We start from the raw sequence: 17,206 nt of genomic DNA on the forward strand, positions 1-17,206 counted from the left end.
TTAGGCTTTGGCTTTTGGCATCTGCGAAACCAGTGACAGGTTGATATCCATCCCTTCCACCTGGAAGTGCGGAATGGCGTACAGTCTCACGCGGAAGAAGCCCGGGTTGTCCTCGATGTCTTCCACAATCACCTTCGCATCGCGCAGCGGGTGAGAGGCTTGCAGTTCATCACCCGGGTCGGTCATCTCGGTCACCAGGCTACGTACCCAGGTATTGAGCTCCAGCTCCAGCAGACGGCGGTCCTTGGTGGTACCGATGTTTTCACGCTGGATCAGCTTCAGGTAGTGAGCGATACGCGACAGCAGGAAGATGTACGGCAAACGCGCGTTGATGCGGCTGTTGGCAGTGGCATCGGCGGTGTCGTATAGTGCCGGCTTCTGGGTGGAGTTGGCGGAGAAGAAGCAGGCGTAATCGCGGTTTTTGTAGTACGACAACGGGATGAAGCCCAGGTTGGCGAAATCAAATTCACGGGTTTCCGGGATCATCACTTCGGACGGGATTTTCACCTGATTGCCAGTACCCAGGTCATACAGGTGAATCGGCAGGTCTTGCACCGCACCACCGGCCTGCGGGCCACGGATTTGTACACACCAGCCGTTATTAATGAAGCTGCGCACCATGTTGGCGGCAAAGGCAAACGAGGCATTGGTCCACAGGTAACGGTCATGGTCCGGGCCTTTGACCTCTTCCACGTAGTTGAAGCTGCGTACCGGCACGGTATCTGGGCCATACGGCAGGCGACCCAGCACGCGCGGCATCACCAAACCAATGTAGCGGGAGTCATCGGTCTCGCGGAAGGATTTCCACTTGATGTACTCGGCGCGGTCAAAATAGTTGCCAATGTCTTTGATAGCGGCAACATCGGCCATATTGTCTTTCAAGAAAAATTTGGGCCCGGCTGAACCGATAAATGGCATATGGGCAGCGGCAGAGACTTTTGATATATTACGCAGCAGCGCCACATCTTGTGCCGAGGCATCGAACTCATAAGAAGAAATCAGTGCAGCAATCGGCTCGCCACCAGGCGTATCGTATTCATCAATATACGTGTGCTTGTACAGCCCGGTCTGGATAATCTCCGGCGCATCTTCAAAATCCTGACGCAAATCTTCCTTCGACAAGTCCAGCAGTTCAATGCGCACGTTCTGGCGGAAATCGGTCTTGTCCACCAGGGATTTGACGCCGCGCCACAATGACTCTACCGCCTGAAACTCTTCATGATGCAGCACCGCATCCAGTTGGCGGCTGATCTGAAAGTCCAGTTCGGCGATATGGTGGTCAATCAGGGTTTTATCCAGTTTTTCCACTTTGGTGCCGGCCAGGCGCAGACGCTCGAGGAACACCTGCACCCCGGCGGTCAAACGTTCATCGGCCGTGGCATCAGACATCGCCTGGGCATCCTGCCAGCTGTCCAGCGCACTGAGGTGGGAAACCGGGCTCAGGTTGATTTTTTCAAACAGGGAGGCATAAACACCGCCTGCTGCTGGGCGCTCTAATACCACGCTTTCACCCGCGGTCGCATTTTCATGTTTTACAGTCATTAGCATTATCTCGTGTTAATCCATTAAAAACCGGTCGCCGGTTAAGGCTGTTGAGGCGCCAGGGCAGACAGTTCAGAACGCAGTTCATTGCTCAGGGCAGGGTCACGCAGGATTTTTTCCAGCTCTTTACGGAACGCCTGGTTATCCAGCAGGTTGGATGTGAGGTCACGCAGCAGACTGCGCATCGCCAGCATGGCTTTCAGTTGCGGGATTTGACGAGCAACCTGTTCCGGGGTAAAGTCTTTCATGTTCTGGAAGGTCAGGCAGATATTTTCTTCACTGCCATCCCCCGCCAAGGTATTTTCCACCGCAATATTGACAGAAGGTGAGAAATCCTGTAGGACGCTATTAAAATTATTTTTGTTAATATTTTGCTTTTCGCGCTCAGACAATGAGGCCGTCTCTTGACCATGACTAAAGTCACCCGCCACCAACAATTTCAACGGTAATTCGGTCTTCTTTTGCGCCCCTCCTGTATGGAGGTTTAATTTCAGGTTGATCCTGGCTTTCGGTATTTCATTTTGGAAGGAATTTGACATAGCTAACCCTGTTCAACAAAGAGAATGAAGAACGGTCTGCCCCGGAAAATAAACCGGTATGGCCCCTTGCCAAACAACCACTTCCTTTTGCATCACCGGATGCAGACAACAACAGGGTCACCAACCAACCTATTTATATAACAAGATAAGGGCAGAGCGCTGTGTATCATAAGTTTTTCTGAGACTGGAAAAATGGTCAGATAAAAACCTATGGCGACCACAATAGAAGCATTAAGGAAATTAATAAACAAGATAATTGTAAGTAAATATTTCAAACCCCACCAGAGCGCATTATACCTCACTTCAATGATTTATAAGATTTTTCTTAATATGACTCCCAGGGAATCCCAACAATGCTTTGCGCTGTAGCTGCATTAATCAGTAGCCGATTAACACAGAAAAAATTGTTGTGCTATAGGCATTTTTTCTTAATAAGCTGCCGACCAGTGATTGTTTGTGCAAGATGTCTCAACGTATCACTGAGTTCTATGGCGTTCCTCACTAGAGCCTCTCCGCCTATTGTGGCAATATTGCCGTCTTCGATCAGCAGTGCCACATCTATAAATGCCGTCTGTAAGTGCCAGGGTCTTTGAATACAACGCTATAAGGAATTTTCGTGATGCTAAGTGTTTTAAGTTTTACCTGGTTTGAGGTGTTTATGATATTAGTACTGCTGTCGACCCTCTGTATTGCGGCGGGAGTGCTTTTATTTTTACTGGTAAAGTCACTCAGGCATTCTAGAAGCCGTATCCTTTTGCTATGGATGGTGTTACCTCAATTGCTAGCCATACTGATCATTTGGTGGTGGCTAAATTTCTACAACGTCGACGAAACTTTCAGCATGTTTATCGCCGCTTCTATAGCCATGCTGCTAGGGATAGTGATTGGTTCTTTCGTCTTCAGTACGCTGAAGTCGATCACTTATGGACTATTATTTGGCCATTTCTTTGCACTGATATTATTTATCTTCTTCTTTGGCATCTCAGAGACAAATTTGTCTACCAAACTACAGACTGGCAAAGATATGCGCCAGCTACGTGATATCGACCAAAGTAGTGAGGCATTTAATCGCCGACTTGAGGATCCGGAATTCCTCCAGGAAATGTTGCACAAAGCCGTAGAGAGCTCGGATATGCCTGAAGCCACGTTTCGTGAATTGCTGGCCAGAGGCGCGGACCCATTTCAGACACATGCCTATGATGGCACCATCTTCTCAATAGCGGTAAAACGTCACAATCTTAATGCACTACGTGCGTTTAGCGAGTTGTTGGATGGTGATGATGAACAGGCAAAAAACAACCGTGCCTTTCTGCGCCAGGAAAATCCGTTAGATCAGAATTTCTACTTTTCGGATATACCAACGAAAGAAGAAAAGCAGCAGTATAAAACTACCGCGAAAATTATCCTCGATAAAATACCTGAGCTCCTGAGCAATGAGGTTTACGCCAGAATTTTACCGGAAGCCAGTGTGGAACTAATTCAGTTTTTATGGGGGTACCATCCTCCTGAAAAACCCGTTTACCGTATTCAGGCCGAAGCACTGCTGGGTATGGTGGCTGTTGCGGATAAAATCGCCGCCACTCCTGGCATTCTTAAGGAGAAACCTGCCGCCCATCACGCTGAATCACTGTTGGAATACCTGATTGAGTATGCTCCACGTCCGGTGATCCAAGCCATTCTTGAACGCAACGTAATTCAGTGGGCGGATTATAAAGATAGCGACGGGAAAAACCCGGCACTGGCGGGGGCTATCCGAAATAGGATTCTGTCACCTTAAACCAGAGATTAAAGAACACTCTCGGTTAACCGTGTAGGTCCGCCATAGCCAGAAACCAATATTACCATTCAAGGCAACGGGGAACACCTTCCCCCATGCACTTAGCTATGAGTGATAACGATTTTCCCCACGTGTTGGCGTGAAGCAAAACGTTGCCAGGCTTGTTTGGCTTCGGCAAATGGAAAAACGCTATCAATGACCGGGATAATTTTGTGTTGAACCAGTACTCTATTCATTTGTTCAAAATCTTCACGTGAACCAACACTAATCACCCGAAAGCGTGCGCCATTCTTGAACAGGCTGAAGAAATTGATTGCCTGCGCATCATGAGCCACAAAACCGACCAACGCCAGTTCCCCCCCAATACAGATAGAATCGATTGACTGGTTTAGCGTACCGGGTCCCCCGACTTCGATCACTCGGTTAACCCCCTGCCCAGCCGTTAAGCGTAATACTTCCTGACTCCATGCTGGGTGTTGCACATAGTTAATGATTTCATCTGCGCCCAATGCCTGTAACTGTGCGGCTTTACTTTCACTTGAGGTAGTGGCAATAACCCGGGCCCCCATTGCTTTTGCTAACTGTATCGCAAACAGTGAAACGCCACCGGTGCCTAAGGTTAGTACCGTCTCCCCCGCTTTTATCGGCCGATCACCGTTAAGGGCCGACCAGGCAGTGACTGCAGCACAAGGCAGCGTTGCTCCCTGGTCAAAGCTGAGGTAATCGGGTAAGGGTAACAGTGACTCCTCGCTAACCACCTTATATTCAGTAAGCCAACCATCGCGATTACTGCCATAAACCTCATCCCGTGCCGAGGCCTGAAAAGAGCCGCCAAACCAGCGAGGCATGAAAGTATTCACCACCCGATCGCCAACGTTAAAGCGTTCGACACGTTCGCCAATTTGCATCACTTCACCCGCCGCATCTGATAATGGGATATGTCCAGGGCTAGACGGCAAGGTGTATTGGCCGTTCATAATCGCCAAGTCTCGATAATTCAGCGAAGTTGCGCGTACCCGGATTAACACCTCCCGAGCCTGCGGCACAGGTAAGTCCTCCTGATAAAGGCCTAAGTGTTCAAGATTGCCAAATTCTTTGAAACGATAGCTTTGCATCTGAGTATTCCTATGGCGATAAATACGCTACTTCCATATGTATTAGATTGCTAACAAGTGCATAACACTCTCTTGATAACGAGTACCGCTGGCTGCTCCCAGAGGAAAGGCGGCATCAATCGAAGCCAGTTCACTGTTCGTCAATGTCACGTTTAATGCTGCGATATTTTCCTCAAGATTGTTGATTCTGCGAGTGCCAGGAATCGGCACCAAATATTCCCCCTGTGCCAATACCCAGGCCAGTGCTAATTGTGCGGGTGAACAGCCTTTATCCCGCGCCATGGCCTTGATTTGTTCAACCAGGTAAAGATTGCGGGCAAAGTTATCCCCTTGAAAACGCGGGTTGTCTCGGCGAAAATCATCAGCATCAAAATCTTCTAGCTTTTTAATCGCTCCGGTCAAAAAACCGCGACCTAGGGGGCTGTATGGCACAAAACCGATGCCTAAGCGTTTACAAGCCGCCAATACTTCATTTTCAGGATCTCGGGTCCATAGCGAATATTCACTTTGCAGCGCAGTGATCGGGTGAACTTTATGGGCTCTCTCTAGCGTTGGTGCTGATGCTTCACATAACCCGAGATAACGCACTTTCCCTGCGGTTACCAACTCAGCCATGGCGCCAACGGTTTCTTCAACCGGAACATTAGCATCAATACGATGCTGATAATAAAGGTCAATACAGTCGACCCCCAGGCGTTTTAAACTGGCATCACAACTTGCATGAACATATTCTGGCCGACCATTCACATGGCGCAGATGAAGGTCATTCGCGTCCAACTGAATACCAAATTTGGTGGCCAAAAATACGTTATCACGCCGCCCTTTAATGGCGCTGCCAACCAGACGTTCATTAGTATGTGGGCCATACATATCTGAGGTATCAAGGAAATTAATACCACGCTCCAAAGCATAGTGTAGCGTGATGCGTGATTCATTATCATCATGAGCACCATAGAATGCGCTCATCCCCATACAGCCAAGCCCGATGGCAGAGACTCGCGGGCCATCTTTACCTAATGTGCGCCTTTGCATCACTCCTCCTTGTTTCTCAGTGGATAACTCAGAAAATTGGCTTATCGCCAACAACTACCGGCTTAATTGCTGGTGATGAATGGCGGAAATGGATTCAGTAAGCTCAAGAGCGAAGAAATTCAGGGTGTAACTTTTTTCCAGATGTTCCTGCAACGCTGACTGGTCGGTAAAAATTTCCCAGAGAGTAAACTCTTGCGGGTTACTCTCATTTTGAAAAATCTTAAAAAGCTCACATCCTGGTTCTTTTACTGTTTCCTCGATTAAATCCAGAATGGCAGATTTCAGTTCAGCCTCTTTGCCTGGTTTGGATTTAATTAACGCCGTTGCTTCAGCCTTGTGGTTCATGGTCATTCTCCTCTGGTAAAAAACATTTATCGCAATCGATGAGAAATTGTAGACAAGGCGGATTAATGAAACTAGATTGAATAATTAAATCTTAAATTCCATATATGAAATCATGCTGGATGAATTAGCACTGTTTGTCAGTACGGTTGAAGCGGGCAGTTTGCGGGCAGCAGCCGAGAAAGTCTCTATGCCGGCCCCGACGCTCACCCGTCGCTTGCAGAAGTTAGAACAGCACTTGGGTTGCCGTCTGTTGCATCGTAGCGCGCGACGGATGACCCCGACCCGCGAAGGCTGGCAATATTATGAGCTGTGCCGACCACTGATACATTCTCTGCAGCAAGCCACCGCCAAGCTGGATGTAACACTGCATGAAGTTAGCGGGCTGATCCGCGTATTGGCACCAACGGATTTAGCCAATGATAATTTGGCTCCAGCCTGGATATCATTTATGACGCAATATCCAGAAGTGCGGCTCGAGCTGGAACTGAATAATTACACGCAGGATTTAATCGGCAGTGGTGCAGATCTCGCGATCCGTGTCGGCGCTCAACCAGATTCATTACTCAATATGCGGAAATTAGGGCAGAGCAAAGCAGTCCTGCTGGTAGCGTCTCCCGGTTACCTGGCTAAAAATGGCACCCCAGAATCAATAGAGGAGCTAAAGCAGCACGACCTGCTGATTAGTACCCCATTATCCACCTGGTCAATGCGGCACCGCCAAAGCGGCGAATCGGTAAGCTGGCAACCTCAAGGGAAGTTTTGTGTTAACGGTGTCTATCTGGCACTACAAGCCGCCTTAGCGGGATTAGGGATCTTGTTTTGCCCAGAAAGTTTGTGCCATAACCCACTGCAACGAGGGGAGCTTATTCAACTATTACCAGAGTGGCAGACCTCCTCACGTGAGATTTATGCTGTATGGTCCCAGCAACAATATGTTCCCGCCAGGGTCCGCGCGCTAATTGAGCATCTAGCCACCTTTTGCCAGCAAAACCCCTTGTTGATGGTATGAATCTGTTGCTTAACCTACACTGTCTGTACTTTTTACTATGCTGAGATGTTGCAAAAACCAGGGGACACCATGAGCACACCGCCAGAAACCACGCTAACGGCAGAGCAAGCCCTCGACAAACTTGAGGAGATGTACAACGCTTCGGTATCTGCCTTGCGTGAAGCCATCAAGGATTTTATCGCCCATGGCACCTTGCCAACAGCACAGGCACGGGATAATGGGCTGTTTTCTTACCCTGAGCTGCGCATCCACTGGGAAGGGGAACCGCCAACCCCGAGTAAAACTCGGGCTTATGGTCGCTTTAATCGACCAGGTAAATACACCACCACCATTACTCGCCCGCAGTTGTTGCGCCCTTATTTAGCCGAGCAACTTGCTTTGCTGGAAAGTGAATACACCGCAACCATTGAAGTGCTGCCCTCACAACAGGAGATCCCCTTTCCTTATGTGATCGATGGTTCCAATCTGCTGTTGGATAGGAGCATGAGCGCCAGCCTTGCCAAGCACTTCCCTACCACTGAGCTGGCACAGATCGGGGATGAAACCGCTGATGGGTTGTTCCATTTTGCCAAGCATTTCCCCCTTTCCCATTTCGATGCGCTGCGTACCGATTTTTCACTCGCACGCCTGCGCCACTATACCGGCACGCCGGTAGAGCACTTTCAACATTTTATCTTGTTCACCAACTATACCCGGTATGTTGATGAATTCGTCCGTTGGTCCTGTAGCCAAATCGCCGATCCTGACAGCCAGTACCATGCCTTGTCCTGTGCTGGGGGGCACTATGTGACAGCAGAAAACCTCAATCAGCAACAAGCTGCCTCTGATTTGGCCTGGAAAAATCACCAGATGCCCGCCTATCATCTGATTGCCAACAATGGCCAAGGGATCACTCTGGTCAATATCGGTGTCGGCCCTTCAAATGCTAAAACCATTTGTGACCATCTGGCGGTACTGCGCCCACATGCCTGGCTGATGATTGGCCACTGTGGTGGTCTGCGGGAAAGTCAGTCAATCGGTGATTATGTGCTGGCACATGCTTATCTGCGTGACGACCATGTTCTGGATTCCGTTCTACCGCCAGATATTCCGATCCCCAGTATTGCTGAGGTACAACGTGCGCTATTTGATGCTACCAAAACAGTGAGTGGTATGCCGGGGGAAGCGGTCAAACAGCGGTTGCGTACCGGTACCGTGGTCACTACCGATGACCGTAACTGGGAGCTACGTTATTCCGCTTCTGCACGGCGCTTTAACCTTAGCCGAGCCGTGGCGGTAGATATGGAAAGTGCGACCATCGCCGCGCAAGGATACCGTTTCCGGGTACCTTACGGCACATTGTTATGCGTATCGGATAAGCCATTGCATGGTGAGATCAAGTTACCTGGTCAGGCAAACCGTTTTTATGAAGGAGCGATCTCCGAGCATCTGCAGATTGGGATTTGCGCCATCGACCTGCTCAGGGCTGAAGGAGAGCGCCTGCACTCCCGCAAGCTTCGCACCTTCGATGAGCCTCCATTCCGCTGATCACCCCAGCGCAATTCAAGCCGCAGCGGTGTTGGTTCAGCCAACGCCAACCGCTGCGGCCTGGCCTTTCCGGTTACTGAACCTCTCCTGACTGATTGTTGTTATCGTTATTGCTGGTTTGACTGGCCGATTCGGCTATCACATCAAGGATCCGTAGGTTATAGACCATCGTCGCTGCTGGCGGTATATCGGGTGCAAAACCGTTATCACCATAAGCCAACTTTGGGGGCACCACCAGGGTCATGTTGCCATGGTTCTTGAGCTTACCCATTGCCTCGCGAAACAGCGGTGGATAGGCGCTTAAAGGTTGTGAAATTGAGGTGCCAGTCAGTTCCATGTCTTTGATCACTTTGCCATCCGTCAGGCTCTCTTTCACCACCACTATCACCGTATCTTGCTCACTAAATTTTTGGTCACCGGCATAATTGATACGATAATAAAAGCCTTGTTCAGACTTAACGACTCCCGGCTGTTTTTTAAACTTGTTGATATATTGGCTGCCTTGCTGCTCATTCTGTCGTTTGATCTTTTTATACTGACTATCCAGCTCAACTTCACTGGCCTGTAAAGCCGTAACAATCTGCTCTTGGGGCAATTTTGGCTGGCCATTGATCACATCGGTGACACCCGCCAGCGCCAATTGATGATTAACCTCCACCCCTTGTGATTTTTTGCTATCCAGTAACATTAGAATGTCACTACCCAAGGCGGTGCCGATGGCATAGTCGCGTTTTTCCTGCTCACTTTTAGGGTTGATTGCAGCAACCACCAGCTTGGTTTGATGCTTCTCGCTATCAGTCAACTTTTGTTGGAGTTGTTTAAGAGAGTCGGTTTTCTGCTGATTCTCTTTGCTCTGCGTAGCCAATTGCCCCTGTAACATCGCATTTTCCTGCTGGCTGGCTTGTTGTGCCTGTTGCAACTGCACAAGCTGCAATGATTTCTGCTCACCATCCTTAGTTTGTGCGGCTAACTGTTGCTGTAATCGGGTCAGTTCCTGCAGAGCTTGTTGCAGTTGTGTCAATTGCTGAGATTGCCGGGCATTATCCTGGCTGGTTAACGCCAGTTGTTGCTGTAACTGCTTTATCTGTTCAGCTTGCTGTTGGTTATCTTGGCGCTGGGCTACTAACTGCTGTTGCAGCAGCGTGCTGGCTTGTTGATCTTGCTGGCGTTGTTGCGAATGTTCCTGGCCGGTTAATGCCAGTTGTTGCTGTAACTGCTTAATCTGTTCGGCTTGCTGTTGGTTATCTTGGCGTTGGGTCGCTAACTGCTGTTGTAGGAGTGTGCTGGCTTGTTGATCTTGCTGGCGTTGTTGCGAATGTTCCTGGCCGGTTAATGCCAGTTGTTGCTGTAATTGCTTAATCTGTTCGGCTTGCTGTTGGTTATCTTGGCGTTGGGTCGCTAACTGCTGTCGCAACAGCGTGCTGGCTTGTTGATCTTGCTGGCGTTGTTGCGAATGTTCCTGACCGGTTAACGCCAGTTGTTGCTGTAATTGCTTAATTTTATCTGTTTTTTGCTCATTCTGTTTGGCCTGTACCGCCAATTGCTCTTGTAAACTCACCAGTTGCTGCTGATTTTGCTGTGACTGTTTTATTAACTGCTGTTTGTCACTGTTATTACTGAGTTGTATCAACCATTGCTGCGGTAATTTCAATAATGCCTGCTTCAAGCTGGCGTATTCAGAAGCCTGAGGTTGTTGCTGTGATGGTTGTTGCAGTAATGACTGTTGCTGTAATGATTGTTGCTGTAATGATTGTTGCTGCGATGGTTTTTTACGCAATGCCTCCAGGTCTACTTCTTGCTTACTGATTTTCCCCTTTAGCTGACCAATAGTATCCTGCAGCGCCTGTATTTTTCGGATATCACCTCGGGTACTTTCATTGGCGGGCTTAATTAATACATCAGGTGAATTTGCTGGGATAAGCTTGCTGCTTGCAGGGTATTGCGTAGCACTGGGTGAAGGTATCAAAAGCAAGACTTCAGGTGAAGTGCTCTCTTGATTGGTAAGCACTTCCAGTAAGTTCAATGTCTCCGCGGTGGTCGTCGCGGTTCCCTCGGCCCTTACACCACCCAGCGGCAGCGCCAATGTCATCAACACACCGCAATATATCCTGCGTTTCACATCAACCCTCCCCCTTCTGTATCAAGCCTTGCATCACTTCGCGCGCAATATCGGCACATAATTGATTGGTCTTATATTTGTACAAGGCGTCAATCGTATCTTTGGTCGCCGGGTTGACCTCACCGCGCACGCTGTTATAGAGCGAGGCATTATTAACCAAACGATTGAAGTGAGCTTGCTTGGCTGCATAAGCCTTCGGGTTGATCTGCTTCAGTGAGGCAAGTTCACTCTGACACAAGCCAATCTGGCTGGCTTTATGTTCCTCAACCACTTTCGGGGTGGCAACCTCGCTGTTGGATTTAACCGGAGCCTGTATGTTCACTGTCTCCGGCTGATGGGTTTTCTTTGCAGTAGCCTGACAGCCCGCCAACAGCAAAATACCGCACCATAACACGCCTAAATAGAATTTCTGTTGACTGCTTCTCATGGAAAATACCTTTTAAAAATGGTCATACTTAAAATTAATTCAGTTAAATCTAAGCAGGCGTGGCAAAGAGAAACCTTCTTAGAGACACATTGAAATAGGGCCGACACATCACACGGCTGATTAAAACTGTACTAGCCCTGCAACTCACATTATTTTTACCTAGATACATCGATAGTTAACTTAGCGCATTGCGGCAATATAATACTGATATATTTTCACTCCGGCAACCCTTAGTGTTTTAAGGGCTTTCTATTTAGGTGAACAACTAAACCTTACCGATACCACTTTACAAATCCACCACAACAAATTAATTAACCTCATAGAATCAACTTAACATGATGATTTTTATTGATAAATTAAAAAATAAAAGAATAAATAAAATTAAAATTGGCGGAGTTTTACCAGCATTAAACCATTCAGAGAAATTACTATTTTTTTAAATAAATTCACCGAGTGAATAATAAATCATTAAGGATGGCATCAATAGTTCTTTTGATAATCAGAATATAGCAAGTGAATAGTTAGAATTTTCCTAAATAATATTTTTTACATTCACGCCTGATATGATGCAGAAATTAATTATGGTGATGGCACCAATGAGCCATCATCCTAGAAAATATTTGTGGCGATAAAGACAACATGCCCCCCTATAACCTCTCCCCCATTACAGCGCCTTGCGCAAGGTGATATTGATGCGGTGTGAACCCACCAACGAGTGATAGCCCTCTTTCACCGGCATAATACCGTGAAAACAGAGACGTGAAAGCCCGCCCCACACCACCACATCGCCATGAGCGAGGGGAATACGTCTGGTTTTGTCACTGCGTTGCAAACCACCAAACTGAAAAATGGCCGGTAGCCCCAGCGATATCGACACAATCGGTGCGCTAAAGTCACATTCATCTTTATCTTGATGCAATGAAAGTTTACTCCCAGGATCATAGCGATTAAATAAACAGGCATCGGGCACATAGTGACCAAAACCCGCTTGCATCGCTGCTTCATCCGCCAGTGCCATCAGGATTTCGGGGATATCAGGCCAGCATTTTCCGCTACCCGGGTCACGTTGCGAATAACCATAGCCGTGGCTGTCACTATTCCAGCCGTTGCCACACCAGCTCATCGCCACCGACATGGTAAATCCTCCTGGCGTCGTCATATGCCGCCAAGGTACCTGATCCACCACACTATTCACCGCTGCCAGCAATTCGGCACCATGGTTGCGGGCAAAGCCATGTAGCACCAGCGCACCGGGAGCGATTTCTTCACGCCATGGGGGAGGAAGTGCATCTTCAAACAGGTCGATCGTCATTGCCTACCTATCATTACCAATGAATTAATTTTGTGACAATGTCACAAAGCAGTGCAAGCGGAGAATATAATATACCAGATTGCTTAAAATGCAGGTAAAGGGCACAGCACCCTGTGCCCCGTCAGACTGCCGCTAGAGCATCGTCTTCATGGTTTTTTCAAAATCACTCCAGGCGCAGAACCCTTGTTTATCGATAGGGCAACCTTCCAGCGCCAAGGTGACGCGCTGTGGTGGATTTTGCAGCGTTAACGGGGTAGCGCCCCGCAGTTGCTCGGTAGATTGATAGACATACTCTATCTTCAACAAATCACGATTATCCTTAGCGTCGTGCCAACGCTGAAACACTAATTTGCCGCCAATGGGGGTTTTCTCATATTGGTTCGGTAAATGGTAAGGTTTGAATTTCATCGCCGAAAGCAGTGAAGCAATATTGGAATCATGCCCCACCAGCAGCGTCAGTTTGGGGGAATCGGATTTACGTTCCCCTATCAACACCGAGTTAATATAGGTGAGTAGCGGTTTAGCAACGTTCTGAGCCACTACCGGCGAGGTGAACAGCGAGTCCTGATAGCCATCTTTCAACTTAGCTAACTGCTGCCACTGCTGTGGCGTGGTGACTTTGCCCCAAGCCACCTCCTTGATGGGGAAACCTTCGTAGTATTGCAGCATAAAGGCATCCACCAACGAATTGCCTACTTTCAATGGCCCGGACACCCCCGGTTCTTTGCCCGCTACCGCACTCATTTTGCTCGGTTCAGCCGTCAGGTCGCACTGCTTATCCTGCGTGCAGGCGGTAGAGTGCGGATAATCGATAATCTCTGCCAACTGCTTATAGGACGCGTCCAACTTTTGTGAAGCCAGAGCGGCATTCATGGCACTTAACGCCTGTTGATTAAAAGCTTCGCTGGTATCAGTGATAATCGGGTTAAAGGTGGGGTCCATCTCGCCCATTTTATCTTGATGATGAACGGTGATATCACAGCCAGGAAAGGCCCCGCTGGTAAAGAACTGTGCGGTCGCCACGGTACGTTGCAAACTGTTGGCATAAACATAAACGCTCTCTTTAGCCGGGCAACCTTCTGCTGGCAATACCCCGGCCTGCTTGAGCCAGGCATTAAAGTAGTGCCCCATATACACTTCCAGCACGCCACCTTTGGTGGTCAACAAACCACCCGGTGTATCCCACTGTGGCCAGGCTTTCGGGGTGGACTGCGCCAATACACTGCCATTGTTCGCCAGCGGCGCACGTAAATTATGGCGGCTCATCACCAGCACCTGTTCCAATTGATAATGGTGAGTTTCAGCAACAACGGTGGCACTAAACAGTAGAGGTAAGCAGAATAATAAACGGTTGTTTTTCATTAGCGAGGCTCCCTAAATATGATTATTTTTAAAGGGTTAATGTTCACTGGCTATCATGGGGGCATTAGAGAGGAAAGTATGTGAGAGGTATCACGGTGAGGGGGAACAGCAGCCATCGGTGGATGGCTGCTGATTCAATCAATACCACAGGCTGAGAATTGGCCAGCCAATTAACAGTAATGCCGAGATATAGACCACGCCAAGGATGCCCCCTAGCCGCCAATAATCTTTCGATTTCACATAGCCACAGCCGTAAATGATCACCCCCGGGCCGGTGGCATAAGGCGTCAAGACCCCCATGATACCGATAGACAGCACCAGCAGAATGGACAGATGCTCCATCGGTACCCCTGGCAACCCTTTACCCACCGCCAAGATCACCGGCAGCATAGTTGCAGTGTGGGCTGAAAGGCTGGCAAACAGGTAGTGTGCATAATAGAACACCAGCACCAGCATAATCACCGTCATTTTTGGTGAGAAACCGTCCAGATGCGTACTCATGGTGGCCGCGAACCAGTCAATAAAACCGGAGCGCGTCAGGCCACTGGCCATCACCACCAGCGTTGCCAGGTTAACCAAGGTATTCCAGGCACTGGAATACTTGGTAATCGCCTGCCAACTCACCACTCTCAGTGCCAGCATCAGTGAAACCGCCAGCAAACACACGGCTGTGGCGTCAACCAAATGACCACCAAATACCCACAGACTCAGGCTAAGAAGTACCAGACCAATCAGGGTATATTCTTTACCCGTCAGTTTGCCCATCTCCCCCAGTGCCGTGTCCGCCCAACTGGCCACTTCATTACTGTGAGTCACTTCTGGCTTATACAAGTAGTAGGAAATCAACGGCGCAATGATCAGCAACAACAGCCCCACAGGCAGGAAAGCCAAGAACCATTGCATCCAACTGATGTTTACCCCGGCAATTTTGCTCACGAACTCAATACCTAAAACGTTCGGTGCCGCACCGGTAATAAACATCGAGGAACTGATACTGGTGCCAACCACCATCATCCACATCAGGTAGCCGCCAATACGGCGTGAAGAGGGATCATTAGGGAAAGAGTCGAACAACGGTGGTAAGTTTTTCACCACCGGGAATACCGTTCCCCCGGTACGCGCGGTGTTCGATGGAGTAAAAGGTGCCAGCAGGATATCGATAATCACCACGGCGTAACCCAACGTCAGGGTGCGTTTACCCATAAATTTTACCAGGAACAGGGCAATGCGCCGCCCCAACCCGGTGGCTTCATAGCCCAAGGCAAAGATAAAAGCGCCAAATACTAGCCAAACGGTGGTGCTGGAGAACCCAGCCAGCCCCCACTTCAGCGCCTCTTTACCGGCCTTAAACCCCGGGTTAGCCAGTTCTTCCGCCCCGAACAGCACCCAGTTGGAACTCAGCACGCTGACCGTCACCGCAATAAAGCTGATTGCCGTTGCTGGGATGGGCTCCAGGATCATACCGACAATCATCGCCACAAAGATGGCGAAATAACGCCAGGCTTGTGGCGGCATCCCCTCCGGCGCGGGTATCAGTAGAAGCACCGCAAGCACCACTAACGGGGCCAGTGCTTTCCATATTTTCTCTTTGGTTTCCGACATACACACTCTCCTGAAGCTTTGTTATTTTTCTCAATCCAATTGGGTATCACTAGATGGCTGTGGTGGCTGTGGTGGTGGTTGTAGTGGCTGCGGCAGTTGTGCCAGTAACCAAGTCACGATCAATAAATCGGCGCTGCCACCGGGGCTCAGGTTGCGGGCAATACAAGCGGCATCAAACTGGCGCAGGCGTGCGATACCCTGCGGTGCCCCGGCCCCACCTAGGTTCAATAATTGCTGTGCATACTGTTGTAACCAACGCAACCCGGCGATGCCGCCCCGAGAAGCGACGTTGGTGTCATCGTTAAAGGCCATCAGCCATAGCAGGCTATCGAGCAGCGCAATCTGTTCACTGCCCCCCTCCGCCATTTTTTGTTGATACTGTGGCAACGCCCCGTTGATCACCTGTTGGAAGCCCGATTCAGCTTCACCGCGCGCCCCACTCAAGCCAAACTCGGCGAACAAGCGCTGGCCCGCCGTTTGCCCAGTGTTGTTATGTAACAACTCGCGGTTAACCAAACCACGACAGATCTGAGCCACCAGCTGGCACAGGCTGGCGCTATCAATCTGCTGCTGTTGCTGTTGCAAACGGCCAAACGCGCTGCACAGTAACCCCAAAGAAAATACGCTGCCTTTATGGGTATTAACGCCCCCGGTGGCCCGGTACATCTGTGCTTCACAAGCCAGGCCCAGTGGGCGAATACGTGCCAGTTGCTGTTCCACTGGCAAACCTGCATCCGCCTCGCCCTGGCGGATAAAATGGGGTAACCACCGGGCAATAGCCCGTGAACTGCGGTAGAAATGGCCAAGGTTCATATCACGATGGGCACCATTATTGCGGCGATCCACCAAACCGGGTTTCGGGGTTAAATTCACCTCCACCAGTAATGCCTGAAAGGCATTGTCGGCAAAGTGCTGGCTGGTGGAACAGAGGTTCAGTGCTGGCGAGCGTTCAGATTGCGAGAGCAACATTGAGCCTCCTTTGCATTTCATTAAGCAGTTGTTCAGTGCTATGGAGACGTTGGCGGGCACAGATTTTGGCTGGCTGATCACACAGCAAACACGGGCGTTCTGGCAGCCCAAGATCAGAACGTGACAAAATTTGCCCTTGGGGCGTCAGTACGTCGATATCCCACAAGCGGCCAACCGGTTGCTGCTGTTCTAGCTCAATGGTGGCTTTCTTCACTGCATAGGCATCGGCCTGCAACGCCAGATAACCTTCACACCCGGTTGATAATGCCCATGTTTGCTGCTGTAGGCTGCACCAACCCAGTTGCTGAAACCTGTGCTGTAAAGCCTGCCACCCCAGGTTGAAAACCTGCCGCGTCATTGGGCTGTCTTTCACTGCCCCGGGCACTACCAGCGTCAAGACCAACAGCGTGCTTTGGTGGCGCGCCAACCACGCCTGTTGCCGAGCCTGCCGGCATTCACGGCTGGAAAGCAGTTCCGGCAACTCAATGGCGTGGCTGGTGGCCAATTCAGGGGCGATGTGCAACATGGC

Annotated in this window: 15 protein-coding genes; 3 read left to right on the forward strand and 12 right to left on the reverse strand. The window is 49.6% G+C overall.

Features of this window, described 5'->3' with window-relative positions:
* A complete protein-coding gene (tssC, locus tag ACX9GV_RS10255; RefSeq protein ID WP_473195435.1) occupies positions 1 to 1,548 on the reverse strand; it encodes a type VI secretion system contractile sheath large subunit in 1,548 nt (515 codons plus the stop codon).
* 35 nt (positions 1,549 to 1,583) lie between these two features.
* Entirely contained in the window at positions 1,584 to 2,081 is a 498-nt protein-coding gene (gene tssB / locus ACX9GV_RS10260; protein ID WP_473195436.1) for a type VI secretion system contractile sheath small subunit, read from the reverse strand.
* A gap of 619 nt (positions 2,082 to 2,700) precedes the next feature.
* Between tssB and ACX9GV_RS10265 the strand changes: the two genes are divergently transcribed.
* On the forward strand, positions 2,701 to 3,858 hold the full coding sequence (locus ACX9GV_RS10265; protein ID WP_473195437.1) for a hypothetical protein: 1,158 nt from the start codon (positions 2,701 to 2,703) through the stop codon (positions 3,856 to 3,858).
* A gap of 101 nt (positions 3,859 to 3,959) precedes the next feature.
* Here the strand turns inward: ACX9GV_RS10265 and ACX9GV_RS10270 are convergent, their stop codons facing one another.
* From ACX9GV_RS10270 to ACX9GV_RS10280, 3 genes are read right to left on the reverse strand one after another with little or no spacing between them, the layout of a single operon-like run.
* The gene (locus ACX9GV_RS10270) at positions 3,960 to 4,973 is read right to left on the reverse strand and encodes a zinc-dependent alcohol dehydrogenase family protein (RefSeq protein ID WP_473195438.1); all 1,014 of its coding nucleotides are present in this window, start codon (positions 4,971 to 4,973) and stop codon (positions 3,960 to 3,962) included.
* 42 nt (positions 4,974 to 5,015) lie between these two features.
* The gene (locus ACX9GV_RS10275; RefSeq protein WP_473195439.1) at positions 5,016 to 6,005 is read right to left on the reverse strand and encodes an aldo/keto reductase; all 990 of its coding nucleotides are present in this window, start codon (positions 6,003 to 6,005) and stop codon (positions 5,016 to 5,018) included.
* A 54-nt stretch (positions 6,006 to 6,059) separates the two neighbouring features.
* On the reverse strand, positions 6,060 to 6,350 hold the full coding sequence (locus ACX9GV_RS10280; protein ID WP_473195440.1) for a putative quinol monooxygenase: 291 nt from the start codon (positions 6,348 to 6,350) through the stop codon (positions 6,060 to 6,062).
* Positions 6,351 to 6,462: 112 nt separating this feature from the next.
* Here ACX9GV_RS10280 and ACX9GV_RS10285 point away from each other — a divergent pair, with 112 nt between their 5' ends.
* Positions 6,463 to 7,359 carry a LysR family transcriptional regulator gene (locus ACX9GV_RS10285; RefSeq protein ID WP_473195441.1) on the forward strand — a complete coding sequence of 299 codons (897 nt, stop codon included), beginning with the start codon at positions 6,463 to 6,465 and terminating at the stop codon, positions 7,357 to 7,359.
* A gap of 69 nt (positions 7,360 to 7,428) precedes the next feature.
* Positions 7,429 to 8,886, forward strand: coding sequence for an AMP nucleosidase (locus tag ACX9GV_RS10290; RefSeq protein ID WP_473195442.1), 1,458 nt, complete (start codon positions 7,429 to 7,431; stop codon positions 8,884 to 8,886).
* Positions 8,887 to 8,959: 73 nt separating this feature from the next.
* On the opposite strand, the gene ACX9GV_RS10295 is transcribed toward ACX9GV_RS10290, so the two are convergent.
* The 7 genes from ACX9GV_RS10295 to citX all read right to left on the reverse strand — a co-directional run bounded on the left by ACX9GV_RS10295 (position 8,960) and on the right by citX (position 17,203).
* The gene (locus ACX9GV_RS10295; RefSeq protein ID WP_473195443.1) at positions 8,960 to 11,005 is read right to left on the reverse strand and encodes an FKBP-type peptidyl-prolyl cis-trans isomerase N-terminal domain-containing protein; all 2,046 of its coding nucleotides are present in this window, start codon (positions 11,003 to 11,005) and stop codon (positions 8,960 to 8,962) included.
* A gap of 1 nt (position 11,006) precedes the next feature.
* Entirely contained in the window at positions 11,007 to 11,432 is a 426-nt protein-coding gene (locus ACX9GV_RS10300) for a hypothetical protein (RefSeq protein WP_473195444.1), read from the reverse strand.
* Positions 11,433 to 12,096: 664 nt separating this feature from the next.
* Positions 12,097 to 12,744, reverse strand: coding sequence for a DNA oxidative demethylase AlkB (alkB, locus tag ACX9GV_RS10305; protein WP_473195445.1), 648 nt, complete (start codon positions 12,742 to 12,744; stop codon positions 12,097 to 12,099).
* Positions 12,745 to 12,876: 132 nt separating this feature from the next.
* Positions 12,877 to 14,106, reverse strand: coding sequence for a bifunctional glucose-1-phosphatase/inositol phosphatase (gene agp, locus ACX9GV_RS10310; RefSeq protein WP_473195446.1), 1,230 nt, complete (start codon positions 14,104 to 14,106; stop codon positions 12,877 to 12,879).
* Positions 14,107 to 14,244: 138 nt separating this feature from the next.
* Positions 14,245 to 15,708, reverse strand: a complete 1,464-nt coding sequence (locus ACX9GV_RS10315) for an anion permease (RefSeq protein ID WP_473195447.1) — start codon at positions 15,706 to 15,708, stop codon at positions 14,245 to 14,247.
* 30 nt (positions 15,709 to 15,738) lie between these two features.
* Positions 15,739 to 16,677: a triphosphoribosyl-dephospho-CoA synthase CitG gene (gene citG, locus ACX9GV_RS10320; RefSeq protein ID WP_473195448.1), complete on the reverse strand. Its 939-nt coding sequence runs from the start codon at positions 16,675 to 16,677 to the stop codon at positions 15,739 to 15,741.
* The gene (citX, locus tag ACX9GV_RS10325; RefSeq protein ID WP_473195449.1) at positions 16,658 to 17,203 is read right to left on the reverse strand and encodes a citrate lyase holo-[acyl-carrier protein] synthase; all 546 of its coding nucleotides are present in this window, start codon (positions 17,201 to 17,203) and stop codon (positions 16,658 to 16,660) included. The genes citG and citX overlap by 20 nt, the downstream gene beginning before the upstream one ends.
* Between the last annotated feature and the right edge of the window lie 3 nt (positions 17,204 to 17,206).

The sequence above is a fragment of the Serratia sp. 25CWL12 genome (assembly GCF_055790885.1).

Excerpts from the sequence above, each read along its gene's own strand:
- ACX9GV_RS10300 (WP_473195444.1), bottom strand. The coding sequence starts at position 11,432 with ATGAGAAGCAGTCAACAGAAATTCTATTTAGGCGTGTTATGGTGCGGT.
- ACX9GV_RS10290 (WP_473195442.1), top strand. The coding sequence starts at position 7,429 with ATGAGCACACCGCCAGAAACCACGCTAACGGCAGAGCAAGCCCTCGAC.
- citX (WP_473195449.1), bottom strand. The coding sequence starts at position 17,203 with ATGTTGCACATCGCCCCTGAATTGGCCACCAGCCACGCCATTGAGTTG.
- ACX9GV_RS10265 (WP_473195437.1), top strand. The coding sequence starts at position 2,701 with ATGCTAAGTGTTTTAAGTTTTACCTGGTTTGAGGTGTTTATGATATTA.
- ACX9GV_RS10280 (WP_473195440.1), bottom strand. The coding sequence starts at position 6,350 with ATGAACCACAAGGCTGAAGCAACGGCGTTAATTAAATCCAAACCAGGC.
- ACX9GV_RS10315 (WP_473195447.1), bottom strand. The coding sequence starts at position 15,708 with ATGTCGGAAACCAAAGAGAAAATATGGAAAGCACTGGCCCCGTTAGTG.
- ACX9GV_RS10275 (WP_473195439.1), bottom strand. The coding sequence starts at position 6,005 with ATGCAAAGGCGCACATTAGGTAAAGATGGCCCGCGAGTCTCTGCCATC.
- tssC (WP_473195435.1), bottom strand. The coding sequence starts at position 1,548 with ATGCTAATGACTGTAAAACATGAAAATGCGACCGCGGGTGAAAGCGTG.
- tssB (WP_473195436.1), bottom strand. The coding sequence starts at position 2,081 with ATGTCAAATTCCTTCCAAAATGAAATACCGAAAGCCAGGATCAACCTG.
- ACX9GV_RS10285 (WP_473195441.1), top strand. The coding sequence starts at position 6,463 with ATGCTGGATGAATTAGCACTGTTTGTCAGTACGGTTGAAGCGGGCAGT.
- alkB (WP_473195445.1), bottom strand. The coding sequence starts at position 12,744 with ATGACGATCGACCTGTTTGAAGATGCACTTCCTCCCCCATGGCGTGAA.
- ACX9GV_RS10270 (WP_473195438.1), bottom strand. The coding sequence starts at position 4,973 with ATGCAAAGCTATCGTTTCAAAGAATTTGGCAATCTTGAACACTTAGGC.
- agp (WP_473195446.1), bottom strand. The coding sequence starts at position 14,106 with ATGAAAAACAACCGTTTATTATTCTGCTTACCTCTACTGTTTAGTGCC.
- citG (WP_473195448.1), bottom strand. The coding sequence starts at position 16,677 with ATGTTGCTCTCGCAATCTGAACGCTCGCCAGCACTGAACCTCTGTTCC.